19 protein-coding genes are annotated in these 15,340 nt (G+C 39.8%); 12 read left to right on the top strand and 7 right to left on the bottom strand.

The genetic code is table 11. The features are described 5' to 3' along the window. Nucleotides 1–86 precede the first annotated feature (86 nt). Together treC and treR are read left to right on the top strand one after the other, a co-directional pair. Nucleotides 87–1,772 (top strand): alpha,alpha-phosphotrehalase, encoded by a 1,686-nt coding sequence (gene treC / locus HNQ41_RS13965; protein ID WP_184665054.1) that lies wholly within the window; start codon nt 87–89, stop codon nt 1,770–1,772. A gap of 23 nt (nt 1,773–1,795) precedes the next feature. Beyond that, on the top strand, nt 1,796–2,509 hold the full coding sequence (treR, locus tag HNQ41_RS13960; protein ID WP_184665053.1) for a trehalose operon repressor: 714 nt from the start codon (nt 1,796–1,798) through the stop codon (nt 2,507–2,509). A 92-nt stretch (nt 2,510–2,601) separates the two neighbouring features. On the opposite strand, the gene HNQ41_RS13955 is transcribed toward treR, so the two are convergent. The 4 genes from HNQ41_RS13955 to HNQ41_RS13940 all read right to left on the bottom strand — a co-directional run bounded on the left by HNQ41_RS13955 (nt 2,602) and on the right by HNQ41_RS13940 (nt 5,150). After that, entirely contained in the window at nt 2,602–3,477 is an 876-nt protein-coding gene (locus HNQ41_RS13955) for a hypothetical protein (protein WP_184665052.1), read from the bottom strand. Between the two features lie 328 nt (nt 3,478–3,805). Next, nucleotides 3,806–3,970, bottom strand: coding sequence for a YfhD family protein (locus HNQ41_RS13950; protein WP_184665051.1), 165 nt, complete (start codon nt 3,968–3,970; stop codon nt 3,806–3,808). An 18-nt stretch (nt 3,971–3,988) separates the two neighbouring features. Then, nucleotides 3,989–4,114: a YfhE family protein gene (locus HNQ41_RS13945; protein ID WP_184665050.1), complete on the bottom strand. Its 126-nt coding sequence runs from the start codon at nt 4,112–4,114 to the stop codon at nt 3,989–3,991. 136 nt (nt 4,115–4,250) lie between these two features. Then, a complete protein-coding gene (locus tag HNQ41_RS13940; RefSeq protein ID WP_184665049.1) occupies nt 4,251–5,150 on the bottom strand; it encodes a TIGR01777 family oxidoreductase in 900 nt (299 codons plus the stop codon). A 107-nt stretch (nt 5,151–5,257) separates the two neighbouring features. Here HNQ41_RS13940 and recX point away from each other — a divergent pair, with 107 nt between their 5' ends. The 3 genes from recX to HNQ41_RS13925 all read left to right on the top strand — a co-directional run bounded on the left by recX (nt 5,258) and on the right by HNQ41_RS13925 (nt 8,298). Beyond that, complete coding sequence (recX, locus tag HNQ41_RS13935; protein ID WP_184665048.1) at nt 5,258–6,067, top strand: recombination regulator RecX; 810 nt, start codon at nt 5,258–5,260, stop codon at nt 6,065–6,067. A gap of 116 nt (nt 6,068–6,183) precedes the next feature. Beyond that, nucleotides 6,184–7,857 (top strand): lactate permease LctP family transporter, encoded by a 1,674-nt coding sequence (locus tag HNQ41_RS13930; protein WP_184665047.1) that lies wholly within the window; start codon nt 6,184–6,186, stop codon nt 7,855–7,857. Nucleotides 7,858–7,995: 138 nt separating this feature from the next. Further along, nucleotides 7,996–8,298, top strand: a complete 303-nt coding sequence (locus tag HNQ41_RS13925; RefSeq protein ID WP_184665046.1) for a YfhH family protein — start codon at nt 7,996–7,998, stop codon at nt 8,296–8,298. Between the two features lie 52 nt (nt 8,299–8,350). Here the strand turns inward: HNQ41_RS13925 and HNQ41_RS13920 are convergent, their stop codons facing one another. Together HNQ41_RS13920 and sspK are read right to left on the bottom strand one after the other, a co-directional pair. Beyond that, complete coding sequence (locus HNQ41_RS13920; protein ID WP_184665045.1) at nt 8,351–8,503, bottom strand: YpzG family protein; 153 nt, start codon at nt 8,501–8,503, stop codon at nt 8,351–8,353. Nucleotides 8,504–8,521: 18 nt separating this feature from the next. After that, nucleotides 8,522–8,683, bottom strand: a complete 162-nt coding sequence (sspK, locus tag HNQ41_RS13915; RefSeq protein ID WP_184665044.1) for a small acid-soluble spore protein K — start codon at nt 8,681–8,683, stop codon at nt 8,522–8,524. Between the two features lie 92 nt (nt 8,684–8,775). Between sspK and HNQ41_RS13910 the strand changes: the two genes are divergently transcribed. Then, nucleotides 8,776–9,039 carry a YfhJ family protein gene (locus tag HNQ41_RS13910; RefSeq protein WP_184665043.1) on the top strand — a complete coding sequence of 88 codons (264 nt, stop codon included), beginning with the start codon at nt 8,776–8,778 and terminating at the stop codon, nt 9,037–9,039. A gap of 20 nt (nt 9,040–9,059) precedes the next feature. Here HNQ41_RS13910 and HNQ41_RS13905 read toward each other — a convergent pair whose 3' ends face one another. After that, complete coding sequence (locus HNQ41_RS13905) at nt 9,060–10,043, bottom strand: metal-dependent hydrolase (protein WP_184665042.1); 984 nt, start codon at nt 10,041–10,043, stop codon at nt 9,060–9,062. 130 nt (nt 10,044–10,173) lie between these two features. On the opposite strand from HNQ41_RS13905, the gene HNQ41_RS13900 reads away from it, so the two are divergent. The 6 genes from HNQ41_RS13900 to HNQ41_RS13875 all read left to right on the top strand — a co-directional run bounded on the left by HNQ41_RS13900 (nt 10,174) and on the right by HNQ41_RS13875 (nt 15,202). Beyond that, nucleotides 10,174–10,479, top strand: coding sequence for a hypothetical protein (locus tag HNQ41_RS13900; RefSeq protein ID WP_184665041.1), 306 nt, complete (start codon nt 10,174–10,176; stop codon nt 10,477–10,479). Nucleotides 10,480–10,511: 32 nt separating this feature from the next. Beyond that, nucleotides 10,512–11,591 (top strand): A/G-specific adenine glycosylase, encoded by a 1,080-nt coding sequence (gene mutY / locus HNQ41_RS13895; RefSeq protein WP_184665040.1) that lies wholly within the window; start codon nt 10,512–10,514, stop codon nt 11,589–11,591. 15 nt (nt 11,592–11,606) lie between these two features. Beyond that, the gene (locus HNQ41_RS13890; protein WP_184665039.1) at nt 11,607–12,365 is read left to right on the top strand and encodes an SDR family NAD(P)-dependent oxidoreductase; all 759 of its coding nucleotides are present in this window, start codon (nt 11,607–11,609) and stop codon (nt 12,363–12,365) included. Between the two features lie 66 nt (nt 12,366–12,431). Next, nucleotides 12,432–14,045, top strand: coding sequence for a gamma-glutamyltransferase family protein (locus HNQ41_RS13885; protein ID WP_221301952.1), 1,614 nt, complete (start codon nt 12,432–12,434; stop codon nt 14,043–14,045). 57 nt (nt 14,046–14,102) lie between these two features. Further along, entirely contained in the window at nt 14,103–14,669 is a 567-nt protein-coding gene (locus HNQ41_RS13880; RefSeq protein ID WP_184665038.1) for a chromate transporter, read from the top strand. Continuing rightward, nucleotides 14,666–15,202 (top strand): chromate transporter, encoded by a 537-nt coding sequence (locus tag HNQ41_RS13875; RefSeq protein WP_184665037.1) that lies wholly within the window; start codon nt 14,666–14,668, stop codon nt 15,200–15,202. Before HNQ41_RS13880 ends, HNQ41_RS13875 begins: the two co-directional genes overlap by 4 nt. The last annotated feature ends 138 nt before the right edge of the window (nt 15,203–15,340 follow it).

Below are 15,340 nucleotides of genomic sequence, written 5' to 3'. Positions count from 1 at the left end.
TAATTAAAGCAGTTCTCAGTCTTACTTAGAGGTGGACGGTGTAACGCCCTTAACAAGGGAACAGTGAAAACATAGGAGGTACTTAGATGACTTGGAACGAATGGTGGAGAAAATCTGTCGTTTATCAAATTTATCCGAAAAGTTTTAACGATACATCAGGAAATGGTGTTGGTGACATTCAGGGTGTCATTGAAAAGCTTGATTACTTAAAAAAGCTAGGCATCGATATCGTTTGGTTAACACCGGTATACGAGTCGCCACAAAATGACAACGGTTACGATATTAGCGATTACTACAGCATTCATGAGCCATACGGAACGATGGAAGACGTCGATCGTTTATTAGAAGAAGCGCATAAACGTGATTTGAAAATTATGTTTGATATTGTTGTGAACCATACATCTACAGAACATGCTTGGTTTAAAGATGCCCTAGGCAATCCGAATAGTGAATATCGTGATTTCTACATTTGGAAAGACCCTGTTGATGGTAAGGAGCCTAATAATTGGCAGTCTAAGTTTGGCGGCACGGCTTGGGAGTTTGACGAAGAAAGTGGGCAGTATTATTTACACTTGTTTGACGTCACACAAGCTGATTTAAATTGGGAAAACGAACAAGTACGAAAAAACGTATATGAAATGATGCACTACTGGTTTGAAAAAGGTGTAGACGGTTTTCGGTTAGATGTTATTAATTTAATCTCTAAAGATCAAGATTTTCCTAACGATGATGGTTCGGTTGCACCAGGAGATGGTCGTAAGTTTTACACAGATGGCCCACGTGTGCATGAATTTATGCAAGAAATGAATAGAGAAGTGTTTTCGCATTATGATATTGTCACTGTCGGTGAGATGAGTTCCACGACAATTGATGACTGTATTAAGTATACAAATCCAGAACGAAAAGAATTGAGTATGACTTTTAACTTCCATCATTTGAAAGTCGATTACCCTAACGGTGAAAAATGGTCTGTGGCCCCTTTTGATTTTCATGCATTAAAGAGAATCTTGTCTGAATGGCAAGTGGAAATGAATAAAGGTGGCGGTTGGAATGCACTATTTTGGTGTAATCATGATCAGCCGCGTGTCGTTTCTCGCTATGGAGATGATGAAAAATACCATAATGAGTCAGCGAAAATGCTAGCGACAACTGCACATATGATGCAAGGAACACCTTACATTTACCAAGGTGAAGAATTTGGTATGACTGATCCGAAATTTTCATCTATCAACGATTACCGTGACGTTGAGACACTCAATATTTACGAAATGAAAAAAGATGACATGCCTGAAGATGAATTGATGCACATCATCGGCCGTAAATCACGTGATAATTCGCGCACACCAGTCCAATGGACAAGTGAAAAACATGGTGGTTTCACGACAGCAGAACCATGGATTCCAGTGGCGTCCAATTATGAATCGATCAATGCTGAAAAAGCATTAGAGGATGAGAACTCGATTTTTTATCACTATCAAAAACTGATTGAATTGAGAAAGACATATGACATTATTACTTACGGCGATTATCAATTGTTAGATGAAGGACATGATTCTGTTTTTGCTTATGTTCGTACGTGGAAAGATGAGCAGCTCCTCGTTGTGAATAATTTCTATGGTGAAGAAACAACTTTTACGTGCTCAGATCACGTTGATTTCGAGGGGAAAAATGCTGAATGTTTAATTAGCAATTACGATGATGAGCCATCAAATTTAAAAGAAATGACACTTCGTCCATACGAGTCAGTGGTTTATCATTTGACAAAAGCATGATAAACTTATATCGGTGATGGCCGATGAAAAACAAATATATTCACATCTATCGTGATATTGTTGAAAAAATTCGAAACAAAACGATTAAACCACAGTCAACACTCCCGTCAGAACATGAACTGATGGAAGTATATGAAACATCGCGTGAAACAATTCGAAAGGCATTAAATGTCCTAGCGCAAAACGGTTTTATTCAAAAAGTTCAAGGCAAAGGTTCGATCGTTTTAGATTCTGATAAAATTGATTTTCCTGTATCAGGACTCGTCACATTTAAAGAGTTGGCGAAAAATATGGGACAAACTTATCGAACGATTGTACAGTTTCTTGATGTTACTCATCCCAGTGATGAATTGATGAGCAAATTAGACTTAGAACCAAGTGATGAGGTTTGGCGCGTCTTCCGAATTAGAGAAATTGATGATGAAAAAGTTATCCTTGATAAAGACTTTATTAAACGCGATTATGTAGAAACGCTGACAAGAGAGGTTTGCGAAAACTCAATATACGAATATATTGAAAATGAGCTTGGGATGTTGATTAGCTTTGCGAAAAAGGAAATCATCGTTGAGGAACCTAGTGAAGAAGATCGCGAGCATCTAGACCTTGAAGGTTTTTCGAACATTGTCGTAGTGAAAAATTTCGTCTATTTAGAGGATGCGAGTTTGTTTCAATATACGGAATCAAGGCACCGTCCAGACAAGTTTCGATTTGTAGACTTTGCCCGCCGTATGAAGTAAGGAATACCCAACTAAAAAAATTGCAAAAAAATAAGGCGTCCTGATTCAAGCAAACTTGGTTTGTTGAATAGGGACGCCTTTTTTATTAAAGGTTAGCCCGTTTTTTGTTCTTTTAATGATGAAATAATCGCAAGTTTTAACTTCTGATCTGTTACGATGAATTTTAGCCACTCTTTTGGTGAGTGCTCCGTTTCTCTCTTCACTCGTTTGAAGAGGGTTTTCATCATGTTTTTCAAATGATCACTAAAGTGCGTTGAGTCAATATGTTGGGCCCTAGCTAATACCGATTCAATGAGTTCACGATCATCAGTTAAATCAACAATGTTGATCATATTGTACATTAATTGTTCTAACGTATCTGTATGATTATATTTCAAGTAATATTGACTAATCGTCGTGAATAGATCACGGTGTTTTGGAAGCATACTTGCTATTCGTGGGACGAATATGTCATAACGGTGGTTACATAAAAATTGAAAGGATTTTGTAGGATTTGCTTGTTGAAGTGCATCTTCTAGTGTTGTAAGTATGAGGGAGTCTTCATAAGAACCTTCCATGTTTTGGAGAGTTAACAGGCGAGAAGGCCATTGATTTTTTATGTCTTGTAAATGTTCATCAACGAGATGTTTTTTTATATGTTCATTTTTCATCTTCGCTTTTGATTCAGGTTTTAGAGCATCTTTTAAATCGTCTTGGGTAATTCGGAATTGTTTCTTTCGTTCGATGATTGATTTGTAACGATCGAGTGACTGAGCAGCCAAATCTGTCGTTTTGTTAGAAAGGTAAAAAGATTCGAGAAAATCTCCTTCGTGATTTAACGTGGCAAAAATTTCGGGTGATTCTTGTTTGCACAGTAGGACGTGAGTTTTTAGTTTTTGGTGGTCTTCGTAACGAATAATGTACTCATTCGTTTTGTCTCCTTCAAGAGATACGCGATGTCCTAAAAATGACGGTGGCAATGAAAGCACAGCTCAATCACCTTACCTTTCTTAAAATAAGCAATCCTTTTAAGGGATCGTGATTCATGGTGATCTGTTGGTGAACACCCGACCTTAGAAGCTACAGTAAAATAAGGCGAAAAAGTTGTAGAATTGTATTAACTTCAATATCGAAGTGCTTAAGTTAACGGGGAGGATGTTCAAATGTGAATATCACCATATTTTGATTGATAGAATTTGTCCCTAAACACTATCATAACGTGGATTTATGGAAATGTATAGCAAATTTACGATATTGTCGGAATTTTACTTTAATTATAAAAGGGCCAGATGAATGACCTGACCCTTTTATGGCGTATTAAGTGTCTTTCTTTTCAACGCGACGGTTTGCTTCGCGCGCTCTTTGTTGTGCTTCGTGATCTTCGTGGTCTGCAAGTTCTTCAGAAAATTCAATGTCTTCTCCTGGCTCATTGGAACGGTTAGTTGATCGATTTTCTTGGTCATGATGTTTGTTATTAGCCATGACAAACCTCCTCAGTGATTACTTGTTTCTTTTTTCGTTTAATACGCGATCAGCAGCGGCAAACTCTGAGCTGTACTCAACTTCTTGAGCCTTTTTTAAAGCTCTCTTGTTCTGGTCAATTCTACGCTTCTTTTTGTCTTTCATCCTAATCACCCCATTTATTCATCTAGCTTTAGTATGGATAAATGGGCCATAAAACATACATGAACTGGTAAGTGAAAAACCGCCCGATCTGTGGTGGCCGATCGAGCGGTTTGTAGTATTAGTATGCTGCCATTGTTTAAAGAAGATTTTTAAGAGCTGGCTGTAAATCAGTAAATTGAAACGTGTATCCGTCATTCATCGCTTTTTCCGGAAGTACTCTTTGTCCATCTAAGACGAGGGTGCTCATTTCTCCAAGCGCAGCTTTTAAAAGTGGTTCAGGGACTGGGAACCAATTTGGGCGTTTTAATACAGAGGCTAAGTTTTGAGTGAATGTCTCCATCTTTACAGGATTTGGTGCAGTTACATTCAAGGGACCTTGAACAGATGAATGGTTGATTGCAAATTGAATCATCTTGACAACATCATTGATGTGAACCCATGACATCCATTGTTTCCCCGTCCCTAAACGACCACCTGCAAATAATTGAAAGGGCAAGAGCATTTTACTGAGTGCGCCTTCATCTTTGTCTAAAACGATCCCGAGTCGAGCATATACGACGCGGACATGTTCTGTAGCTTTAGAAGCTTCCGTTTCCCACTTTGAGACAACGTGAGCCAAAAAATCATCGCCAGGATTTGTTGTTTCTTCAGTGAATGTTTCATTAAAAGAAGTGCCGTAAAAACCAATCGCTGATGCGTTAACAAGTACATCAGGTTTTGATTCCAATTTATCAATAAGTAAACAAATGGCTCTTGTCGATTCGGTTCGACTAGTGAGAATTCGTTGTTTTTGCTTTGTTGTCCAACGTTTTTCATTTAAGGATTCCCCAGCAAGATTGACAATTGCAGTAGGATTTTTTATTTCTTTTTCTGGCGAAGCTTGTTCATGTAGCCATTCAACGTATGTAACCCCTTCTTGTTCCTGTTTTCCCTGTTTGTTTCTCGTTAAAATATAAACATGCTCACCATTAGCGAGCAATTCGTTCGTTAAGGCAGCACCAATAAAGCCACTTCCCCCAGCAATAACGATACTCATAAGTGTCCCTCCTTATCTCCATAGAAGCTATTAAGAGTAATTCCTTTAAACATCCTGCATTAAACTTACTGTTTGATATGGTACGATATTGATTGAGGTGAAATAAGGTGAAGATCGCAAAAATTACGACGCAAAAAAAGCGTAAAGATCGTTTTAATGTTTACATTGACCGTGGTAAAGGTGAAGAATATGCATTCAGTGTTAGTGAAGATGTCCTCGTTTCTGAATCGATCTTAAAAGGGATGGAGTTAACAGAGGAAGCAGTTGAAAGGATTCAAGAGAAAGAAGCTGTTAACAAAGGGTACCAATCCGTTTTGAATTATTTATCATATCGAATGCGAACGGAAAAAGAGATTATCGATTATTTACATAAAAAAGAAGTGCCGGAAGAAAATGTTCCTCGAATTGCCGATAAATTAAAACAACAAGGTCTCATTGATGATCAATCTTTTAGTGAATCGTACATTCGTACAAAAAAAAATGAACAATTGAAAGGTCCAATGCTATTAAAACAAGAGCTTGAACGAAAAGGGGTTGACCAACACATCATCGAACAAGCTTTAACGATCTATTCACAAGAAGAACAATTTGATAAAGCCACGCAATTGGCAAATAAAAAAAGTCAGGCACGTAAAAATGAACCGTTAAAATCGCGACAACAAAAGCTCATCCAACATTTAATCCAACGAGGTTTCTCACAGCATATGAGTGTTGAAGTCGTACGAGACCTTGATTGGGAGCACGATGATCAATTAGAGTGGCAAGCAATCGAAAAGTATGGCTTAAAGGCGTTGAGGAAGTACCGTCAATTCACAGGTTGGGAATTAGAACAGAAGGTAAAACAAACGCTTGTACAACGAGGTTTTTCGTTTGATTTGATCCAACAATGGTTAGATGAGCAGGAAATAGAGAAGTAAACTGCTATAAAAGGTCGTGTTTATTCCTCTTTTTAGTCAATGAGTATAAAACATGTTTTCGGTCATAATAAACATGTTATCTCAATACATACTTAGATGATGATGGAGGGGTATAGGTGACGACTTTTATAGCACTAACACCAATCATTGCAGTTATGGTTTTCCTCGTTATTTTACGGATGCCAGCGATGAAGGCGATGCCAATTAGCCTTTTAGCAACGGCCTTTTTAGCATATTTATATTGGCAAGTTCCGATTATTCATATTACGGCTTCAATGATTGAAGGGGTAATCGTAGGCATATCGATCCTTTACATTGTATTTGGGGCAATTTTACTCTTGAATACTTTAAAAATTAGCGGAGCTATTGATACGATTCGGAATAGCTTTATGAAAGTCAGTGGTGACCGTCGTGTTCAAGCGATTATTATCGCGTGGAGTTTTGGCTCATTCATTGAAGGTGCAGCAGGATTTGGAACCCCAGCGGCAATTGCTGCACCACTTCTTGTAGCTCTTGGTTTCCCGGCTTTGGCAGCAGTTTCTCTTGCGTTAATTGCTAACAGTAGTCCCGCATCATTTGGTGCTGTTGGAACGCCAGTTATTGTTGGCTTTGGAGAAGGGTTAGTCGAAGGGGCACATGTTTTTCCGCCTGTTGACCCTTTTATGACAGATGCTGGTGGAATGACAAGCTACTTGCGTTTAATTTCTGCGCAAATTATGCAAGTAGATATTTTTGTAGGTACGCTCATTCCGTTAGTCATTGTTATGATTTTGACGCGTTTTTTTGGTGAGAATCGTTCTTGGAAAGAAGGCTTGCAACTATGGCGTTTTGCTTTATTTGCAGGGCTTAGCTTCACGGTACCAGCTTTTATTATTGCCTCAACCTTAGGTCCTGAATTTCCATCTATTTTTGGGGGTTTGATTGGCCTTCTTCTCGTTGTTACTGCAGCGAATAAAGGTTTTTTACTCCCTGAACAAGAATGGCAGTTCCCAGATCGGAAGGATTGGTTGCAAACATGGGTAAGTGAAGAGTTATCTATTAACGATGAAGATGAAGACAGAAAAGGGAAGAACCTGTCACTGGTTAAGGCATGGATTCCTTATATACTCGTAGGTGTCATCCTTGTTATTACGAGGCTTGAACAGTTACCGTTTCGTGATCCATTAGCAAATGTCACAATTGGTTGGGAAAACATTTTAGGGACAACGGTCAGTGAAGAACTACAACCCTTGTATTTACCGGGGTTTGTTTTTATCGTCGTTGTCGTCGCTACGATTTTTATTCACCAATTGAACGGTTCGGAAGTAAAGGAAGCCTTCTCCACTTCAGGGTTGGCGATCATTGGAAGTGCTGTTACTTTATTAACTGCAGTACCAATGGTACGAATATTCATTAACTCTGGTCAAAACAATGCTGGTTTTCAAAGTATGCCTATGGAATTAGCGGATACGATGTCCTCTGCTATAGGAGGATTCTGGCCACTATTTGCACCACTTATTGGTATGTTAGGGACATTCATTTCGGGTAGTACGACATTTAGTAACATGATGTTTGCGATTTTTCAATTTAGTGTTGGTGATCAAATTGATACGGACCCAACATTAATTTTGAGCCTTCAGGCGATGGGCTCAAACTCAGGAAATGTGGTGAGTGTTTTAAATGTTGTTGCTGCTGCTTCCGTTGTCGGTCTTGTCGGTAAAGAAGGCGTGATAATCCGGATGGTACTAATCGGTGCTTTGTATTTTGCTATCCTTTCGGGCTTAATTGGTTTTATTTACGCGTTAATCTAAGGTTGTAAAAGAATTGCAGGCTTTTCCCTTTCTAGTGTTTGAAGTGTTAAAATGGAAAGGGAAATGCCTATTTTTTTGTATTTCAATTTCTTTTTAGCTAGCAAAACAGGAAAAGAGAAAAGAAAGGGGTATAAGGGGATGGAGAAACGTTATAGTGATATGACAGTCGAAGAATTGCAACAAGAGATTTCTACGTTAACAGAGAAAGCGCAAAAAGCTGAACAAATGGGGATCGTCAATGAGTACGCTGTTCATATGAGGAAAATCGCTGTTGCTAAATCATATATGTTAGATCCTAACCAATTCAAATCGGGTGAAACCTATACGTTAGCAGAAGAAAATGATACGTTTACCATCTCTTACATGAATGGTGTTTTTGCGTGGGGGTATCGAAATGATGACTCATCTCTAGAAGCTGTACCGATTTCTGTTTTACATTAATCGTAAAAGGGATCTGCCCCAAATGAGGCAGACCCTTCATTTTTCTCAATAGTTAACAACGTTTTTTTACATCTTGTTTTAAGACGATGGTATGACGACTCATTCTTGACTCACCGTTAATTTGGTGAGCAGCATGCTTAGGGTTTGCTGTTGGTGATTGAAATGGATCGCGACTCCCTTTTGTTGTTGCAGGGTGTTTACTCAATTAAAGCCACCTCCAGGATTATTGGTGAGGATCGGGACGCTCTTTACCTGCTTGTCTCATTCTTTCCTGTGGTCGGTCTTTGATTTGTCCATTTACTCTTTGTGAAGAGTTATCTCCTGCTGCATGGTGTTCGTGTTCAATCGCCATATTTTCTGGGAAATCTTTCGCCTTGTTTCTCATCGGTGGAACCTCCTTATCGGTGGTGCATGATTAGTATATGTGCTTGTCTTGATCAGATGTGCGACAAATCCTGTCAAGAGGAGTGAAGAATAATGGAAAAGGTATTTGATCGGCTCGCCAACGAATTGTTGGAAGTAAATGGAAGCTTAACGTACTTACAAGCGCGTACGTGGGTGGAAATGTTTTGGGAGGATTTCCAAGCTACGTATGCAAAAGCAGGCCGTTCATTTCAGGGGAATGAAACGGGCGAGAAAATTGTTAGTATGTGGATTAAACAACACGGTCCGCACTTGAATGAAAAATTACTTGAAAGTCCAAAGTATCAAAAAAAGCTGAAAACGCGTCGTTACCACTAATAATATTTATTACGATGGTATTACTGAACGGCCGCCTGCTCTAATTTTCTTTGTAATGTTTCTTTATTGTACACCCATCCTGTGTAGGAACTAATTGGTGTATACGATTCGTCTAACTGAACGATCGCAACAAATGGATAATGTCCTTTACTTCGATAGCGTAAATCAGTAAATTTCACGGTATAACCGTGTTCTTCAGTAAATAACTCCCAACGATACGTGGGTGAAAAGGACAAGAATGCAGATAAATTGTCATCGTATAGCGCAGCGTTGATAATTGGGTGATCAGGAATAGGATCAAACGAATACGTTTCAAAATACTTAATTTGCTTATGTCTTACTTCTGTGACATACATATACTCTTTGGTACGAATGACAACGTGCCATAAATTCCACTTAAATGTGGGCGATATAAAAATATGTGTAGCGTCAGGATGCTGCTGCTTCAAAAGGTTATAAACAGCTCGATTTTCCTTGTAGCGCCATATATAGTAACCAGTTAGGACAATGTAAAGGGTTAAGAATGTATAGCCAGGGTCCGACCCGAAACGCCATAAAATGATCGCTACGATGTGGGCAAAAAATATGAAAGCATCAAAAATATTGATAACGCCGAGAGCGATCCATTTTTTTCGAAACGGAGAAAGAGCTTGAGTACCATACGCGTTAAAAATATCGACGAAAACGTGAAAGAAAACGGCAAAAAACGACCATCCCCAAATCGTAAGCCAAGGTAATGATGGGTTGAATGCGAGGAGGGCTAAAGTGATTGCCGTTGGCCATAAAAAAAGTGCAGGGACCGAATGAGTCGGACCACGGTGATTTCGAATGTATGGGGCATTGCCCTTTAATTTTAAAACGGTGTCAAAATCTGGAGCCTGTGAGCCTACGATCGTGGCAATCATAACAGATTGAGCAAGTGCAGAGTTACCGGATATGTTAGGATCTAATGTTGCCAACCCGCCAACAGCGATTCCCATAACAACGTGAGTGCCCGTGTCCATTTTCATCCCTCCTTAATGGCTCTGCTAATTCGTTCGTTTCTATATAAACAATAACATGATATCTTTAATAATTGGACTTATTAATTAGCTATACCCATCATGGAATGTTTTCAAAAGGAGATTTTTGTAAATGGCGTCAATTCATGTTTTTATTGAATATAAAGTGAAATTGTCCTCAAAAAAATTGTATGAAGTGAAAATGAAGGACGTTCTTGAAAACCTCCCAGATTATGAAGTTGAAGATATAGAATGGTTTGAGGCAGCTGACCAAGAAGGATTATATGTAGAAATGTTTAAAGTACCGACGATGTCGCATTACTATGCTTTAAAAGAACGCAGAAAATCGCCGTCTCACGCTATTTTTGGTCAATTAGATCAAGTGGTTGATGGAGGGGTAGAAAAGTTACATTGTTGGGCGTTTGTGGCAAAGATATAAAGTATTGGTGATTGATTTACGAGGTGAACAACATGAACAAACAAAATGAAAAAATATTTGATGCTCAAGGGTTTCAACGTCAACTTCTTGAGTGGTATCAAGGGCAAAAGCGTGAACTCCCTTGGAGGATTGATGGTGATCCTTATAAAGTATGGGTTTCGGAAATTATGTTACAACAAACCCGTGTAGACACTGTGATTCCATACTTTTGTCATTTTATGGAACAGTTTCCGACTGTACAAGATCTTGCATATGCGGAAGAAGAAAAGGTTTTAAAAGCTTGGGAAGGTTTAGGATATTACTCTAGGGCGAGAAACCTTCACCAGGCTGCAAAAGAGGTAACCGAAATGTACGGTGGAAAAGTACCGGATACAAAGGTGGGTGTCTCAAACTTAAAAGGGGTTGGCCCTTACACAGCAGGTGCAATATTAAGTATTGCATATGGGATGAGCGAGCCAGCTGTGGATGGGAATGTCATGCGTGTTCTCTCGCGTATTTTTGCGATCGATGATGACATTGGACGAGCGAAAACGAGAAAACGATTCGAAGCGATTGTTCGTGAAATTATTGCTCATGATAATCCCTCAGACTTTAACCAAGGGATGATGGAGTTAGGTGCATTGATCTGTACGCCTACTTCACCGTCTTGTTTATTGTGTCCAGTTCGTGACCATTGTCAAGCATATGAAAAAGGAATTGAAACACACTTACCTGTTAAGGCAAAAAAGAAAAAGCCGAAAACATTACAAATGGTCGCAGCTGTGATAAGCGACGAAAATGGACGATTTTTAATCAATCAGCGCTCAGATAACGGTTTATTAGCGAAGCTATGGGAATTTCCGAATTGCGAAGATGCTAGCGAAGATTTTTCAACGATCAGATCGTATATACGTGATCAATTTCATTTAGATGTCACTATAAAAAATCAGATGACAGAAGTCCATCACGTTTTCACGCATCTTATATGGGATATTCGTGTTGTAGAAATGAAAGTGACAGCAAACTTCCGTGATGAAGGTGAGCCACAAGGGATTTGGATTGATGCTGATCGTTTCAGTAAATACCCTTTCCCTGTTTCACACCAAAAAATTATAGATCAAATCATCCAATAAGAAGGAGGAGAGGTTATGGATTTACAATTAAAAGACCGAACTGTGCTTGTAACAGGAGGTTCAAAAGGGATAGGAAAGGGCATTGCCGCTCGCTTTCTTGAGGAAGGAGCGAAAGTAGCAGTTGTCGCAAGTGGTAAAGAATCGTTACAGCAAGTGAGACAAGACCTTCCAGATGTTGTCACATTACAAGGCGATCTAACCGATGAAAAGGAAAGGGAACGTATTTTCAATGAGTTTATCGATACCTTTGGAAAGATTGATGTTTTAGTAAATAATGTCGGTGGTTCAAATGGCGGGAAAACAATGGAAACCCCTCTATCAGCTTTTGAAGACGCGATGCATTTGAATTACTATTCAGCCGTTGACTTTAGCCAAAGAGCGGTGAAAAAGATGAAAGAGCGGCAATCAGGGTCGATCGTCAATATTTCTTCGATTTTTGGCCGAGAGTCAGGTGGGAAACCGACGTACAATGCTTCTAAGGCGGCGATGATTAGCTTTACGAAATCGTTGGCAAATGAAGTGATTAAAGATGGTATTCGTGTAAATGGTGTTGCACCAGGGTCGATCCTCCACCCAACAGGAAACTGGCAAAAGCGATTGGATGAGGATCCTGAAAAGATCAACGCGTTTGTTGAACAAGAAATTCCATCTCAGCGCTTTGGGACTGTTGAAGAGGTTGCTGATGTCGTATTGTTTTTGGCTTCAAAAAAAGCTTCATGGGTTGTAGGTGCGACCATCAATGTTGATGGAGGACAATCGCGTGCCAATTTTTAAAAAACAGTTAATTCGTTAAGCGAAATATGTTATTATGAGACAAATATGTTAGGGGGGATAAATAATATGTTTGATTTTGACAGTTTACATACACCTTATGCTGCTCAACGGATGACTACTTATGCCAATAATGGCATGGTTGCAACGTCACAACCGTTAGCTTCTCAAGCAGGGTTAGACATTTTAAAGCGTGGCGGCAATGCGATTGATGCGGCAATTGCTACTGCTGCTTGTTTAACAGTCGTGGAACCAACGTCTAATGGTATTGGAGGTGACGCGTTTGCACTTGTTTGGACAAATGGGGAACTGCATGGGTTAAATGCAAGTGGTCCGTCGCCAGCTTCGGTTTCGATTGATGATGTGAAAGCGTTAGGTCATGAGGAAATACCTAAGTATGGTTTCACCCCCGTTACAGTACCAGGAGCACCTTCAGCATGGGTTGAACTTTCTGAAAAATTCGGAAAATTACCACTATCAGATGTTTTAGCACCAGCGATACGTTATGCAGAAGAAGGCTTTCCGCTCTCACCAGTACTGTCTTTTTATTGGGGACGAGCTTATCAACAATTTAAAAATGTACTACAAGGGGACGAATTCAAATATTGGTTCGACACGTTTGCACCTAATGGGCGTGCACCAGTAGCAGGGGAACAATGGAAATCACCTGATCATGCATCAACCCTTCGTTTGATTGCGGAAACGAAAGGCGAAGCTTTTTATCGCGGTGAATTGGCTGAAAAAATTGATGCTTTTTCTCGTGAGTACAATGGCTTTTTACGTAAAGAAGATTTAGCTCATTACAAGCCAGAATGGGTAGAACCAATATCCGTGAATTATAAAGGTTATGATGTTTGGGAAATCCCACCGAATGGACAAGGCCTTGTTGCTTTACAAGCATTAAAGATGCTGAGAAATGATGAATTTACTTCAAGAGATTGCCCAGAGACGTTACATAAGCAAATCGAAGCAATGAAATTGGCATTTGCAGATGGTGAGCGTTACATTACAGAAAATAAACATATGTCTGTATCAGTTGCTGACCTTTTAAGTGATCAGTATACAGAACAACGTCGTGCGTTAATTACAGATGAAGCACGTGAACCTGAAGTTGGTGAACCGAGAGGAAGTGGTACTGTATACCTTGCCACGGCTGATAGCGAAGGAAATATGGTATCATTTATCCAAAGTAATTACATGGGATTTGGCTCTGGGCTCGTTGTACCAGGAACAGGGGTCTCTTTACAGAATCGAGGTCATAATTTCAGTTTAGACCCTGAGCATGATAACGCGCTTGCTCCAAATAAGAAAACGTATCATACAATCATCCCTGGCTTTTTAACGCAAGATGATAAAGCCGTTGGGCCATTTGGCGTTATGGGCGGATTTATGCAACCGCAAGGACATATGCAAGTGATCATGAATACGATCGATTTCGGATTAAATCCACAGGCAGCTTTAGATGCACCTCGTTGGCAGTGGGTGAAAAATAAACAAATAGAACTGGAGCACCATTTCCTTCAAAACACTGCACAAGTATTAGCGAGAAAAGGACATGACGTGAAAATCCCTCCATTTTCTGGTGGATTTGGTCGAGGTCAAATCATCTGGAAAGATCAAGAGTCGGGTGTATTGGCTGGAGGAACAGAATCACGTACAGATGGTTCTGTAGCAGGGTGGTAAATATAAGTCTTGCCAGCCTGAGTTTTGAAAAGGAACGAATGTAAGGAAGGGATGTTTTTGAAACAGAGGCAATTATTTTGGGCTTTTTTTCGGGTCGGCATGCTAGGGTATGGAGGTGGCCCGGCATCAATCCCACTGATTCATAAAGAAGCAGTTGATACGTATAAATGGATGAATGATGACGAATTCTCAGATATTCTAGCAATTGGAAATACTCTTCCCGGGCCGATTGCGACAAAGCTTGCAGGTTATATTGGATATCATGTCGGAGGGGGAATCGGCATGCTGAATGCACTATTTGCGACAGTCATGCCGACCATTTTTCTAATGATTATTTTTCTTACGACTTTATCTTCATTTAGAGACCAACCGTGGGTACAAGGAATGACAAATGCCGTTGTCCCTGTCGTTGGTGTTATGATGGCGGTACTTACGTGGCAATTCTTCAAAAAATCAAAAGATGGGCTAGGGTTAGGTGGAAGTTTGAGCTTAGTTGTTGTATCTATTGCTATTATCGTTGTTCTTGATTTGCACCCAGCCTTAGTTATTGTCGCTCTCTTATTGTTTGCTCTCACACGTAAAGAACAGGGACAATCTGCTACCCCTAAAGGAGGAAAAACATGATTTATTGGGAAATCTTCCTTGCGTTTTTCATCCCAGGTATTCTCGGTTATGGGGGTGGCCCTGCTTCGATTCCTTTAATTGAACATGAGGTCGTAGAACGTTATGAGTGGCTAACTGTAGAAGAATTCGGAGAAGTTTTAGCGCTCGGAAATGCTTTACCTGGTCCGATCGCAACAAAAATGGCTGGCTACATTGGCTTTGAGCAAGCTGGGATATTAGGGGCGTCTGTCGGGGTGTTTGCAACAGTTGCTCCTTCACTTATTTTAATGATTGTGTTATTACGTTTATTATACGCATTTAGACAGTCGACAAAAGTGAAATGGATGACGATGATTGTTAGACCAACGATCGCTGTATTATTAGGGGTTCTTGCCTTTCAATTTTTTGAGACGTCTTGGTCAGCAAATGGAACTTTACAAACCGGCGTTTTGATTATTGTTAGTTATTTCTTATTAGAGCGTTTTAAAGTTCATCCAGCGATTGTCATTGTCGCTTCGCTTCTTTATGGCGCGATCTTTCTAGCACCGTCTTAACTCGTTTATATGAAAAAGAGAGAGTTTTATTAAGCACTCTCTCTTTTTTTAGGTGTGCCCGGCATGTCTGACAGCTAGGTGGTGAAAGTCCACTACAGGCTTGGCAGTGGGAACTGTTAGCGAATGGCAAGGGTGTCC

Source organism: Texcoconibacillus texcoconensis, from assembly GCF_014202575.1.
GTDB classification, from domain to species: Bacteria; Bacillota; Bacilli; order Bacillales; family Salisediminibacteriaceae; genus Texcoconibacillus; species Texcoconibacillus texcoconensis.
This window is presented reverse-complemented; position numbering and strand designations above follow the sequence as displayed.

Coding starts and splice junctions, on each gene's coding strand:
- HNQ41_RS13875 (WP_184665037.1), top strand. CDS start 14,666: ATGATTTATTGGGAAATCTTCCTTGCGTTTTTCATCCCAGGTATTCTC.
- HNQ41_RS13910 (WP_184665043.1), top strand. CDS start 8,776: ATGGAAAAGGTATTTGATCGGCTCGCCAACGAATTGTTGGAAGTAAAT.
- treC (WP_184665054.1), top strand. CDS start 87: ATGACTTGGAACGAATGGTGGAGAAAATCTGTCGTTTATCAAATTTAT.
- HNQ41_RS13885 (WP_221301952.1), top strand. CDS start 12,432: ATGTTTGATTTTGACAGTTTACATACACCTTATGCTGCTCAACGGATG.
- HNQ41_RS13900 (WP_184665041.1), top strand. CDS start 10,174: ATGGCGTCAATTCATGTTTTTATTGAATATAAAGTGAAATTGTCCTCA.
- mutY (WP_184665040.1), top strand. CDS start 10,512: ATGAACAAACAAAATGAAAAAATATTTGATGCTCAAGGGTTTCAACGT.
- HNQ41_RS13950 (WP_184665051.1), bottom strand. CDS start 3,970: ATGGCTAATAACAAACATCATGACCAAGAAAATCGATCAACTAACCGT.
- sspK (WP_184665044.1), bottom strand. CDS start 8,683: ATGAGAAACAAGGCGAAAGATTTCCCAGAAAATATGGCGATTGAACAC.
- HNQ41_RS13925 (WP_184665046.1), top strand. CDS start 7,996: ATGGAGAAACGTTATAGTGATATGACAGTCGAAGAATTGCAACAAGAG.
- HNQ41_RS13905 (WP_184665042.1), bottom strand. CDS start 10,043: ATGGACACGGGCACTCACGTTGTTATGGGAATCGCTGTTGGCGGGTTG.
- treR (WP_184665053.1), top strand. CDS start 1,796: ATGAAAAACAAATATATTCACATCTATCGTGATATTGTTGAAAAAATT.
- HNQ41_RS13890 (WP_184665039.1), top strand. CDS start 11,607: ATGGATTTACAATTAAAAGACCGAACTGTGCTTGTAACAGGAGGTTCA.
- HNQ41_RS13945 (WP_184665050.1), bottom strand. CDS start 4,114: ATGAAAGACAAAAAGAAGCGTAGAATTGACCAGAACAAGAGAGCTTTA.
- HNQ41_RS13940 (WP_184665049.1), bottom strand. CDS start 5,150: ATGAGTATCGTTATTGCTGGGGGAAGTGGCTTTATTGGTGCTGCCTTA.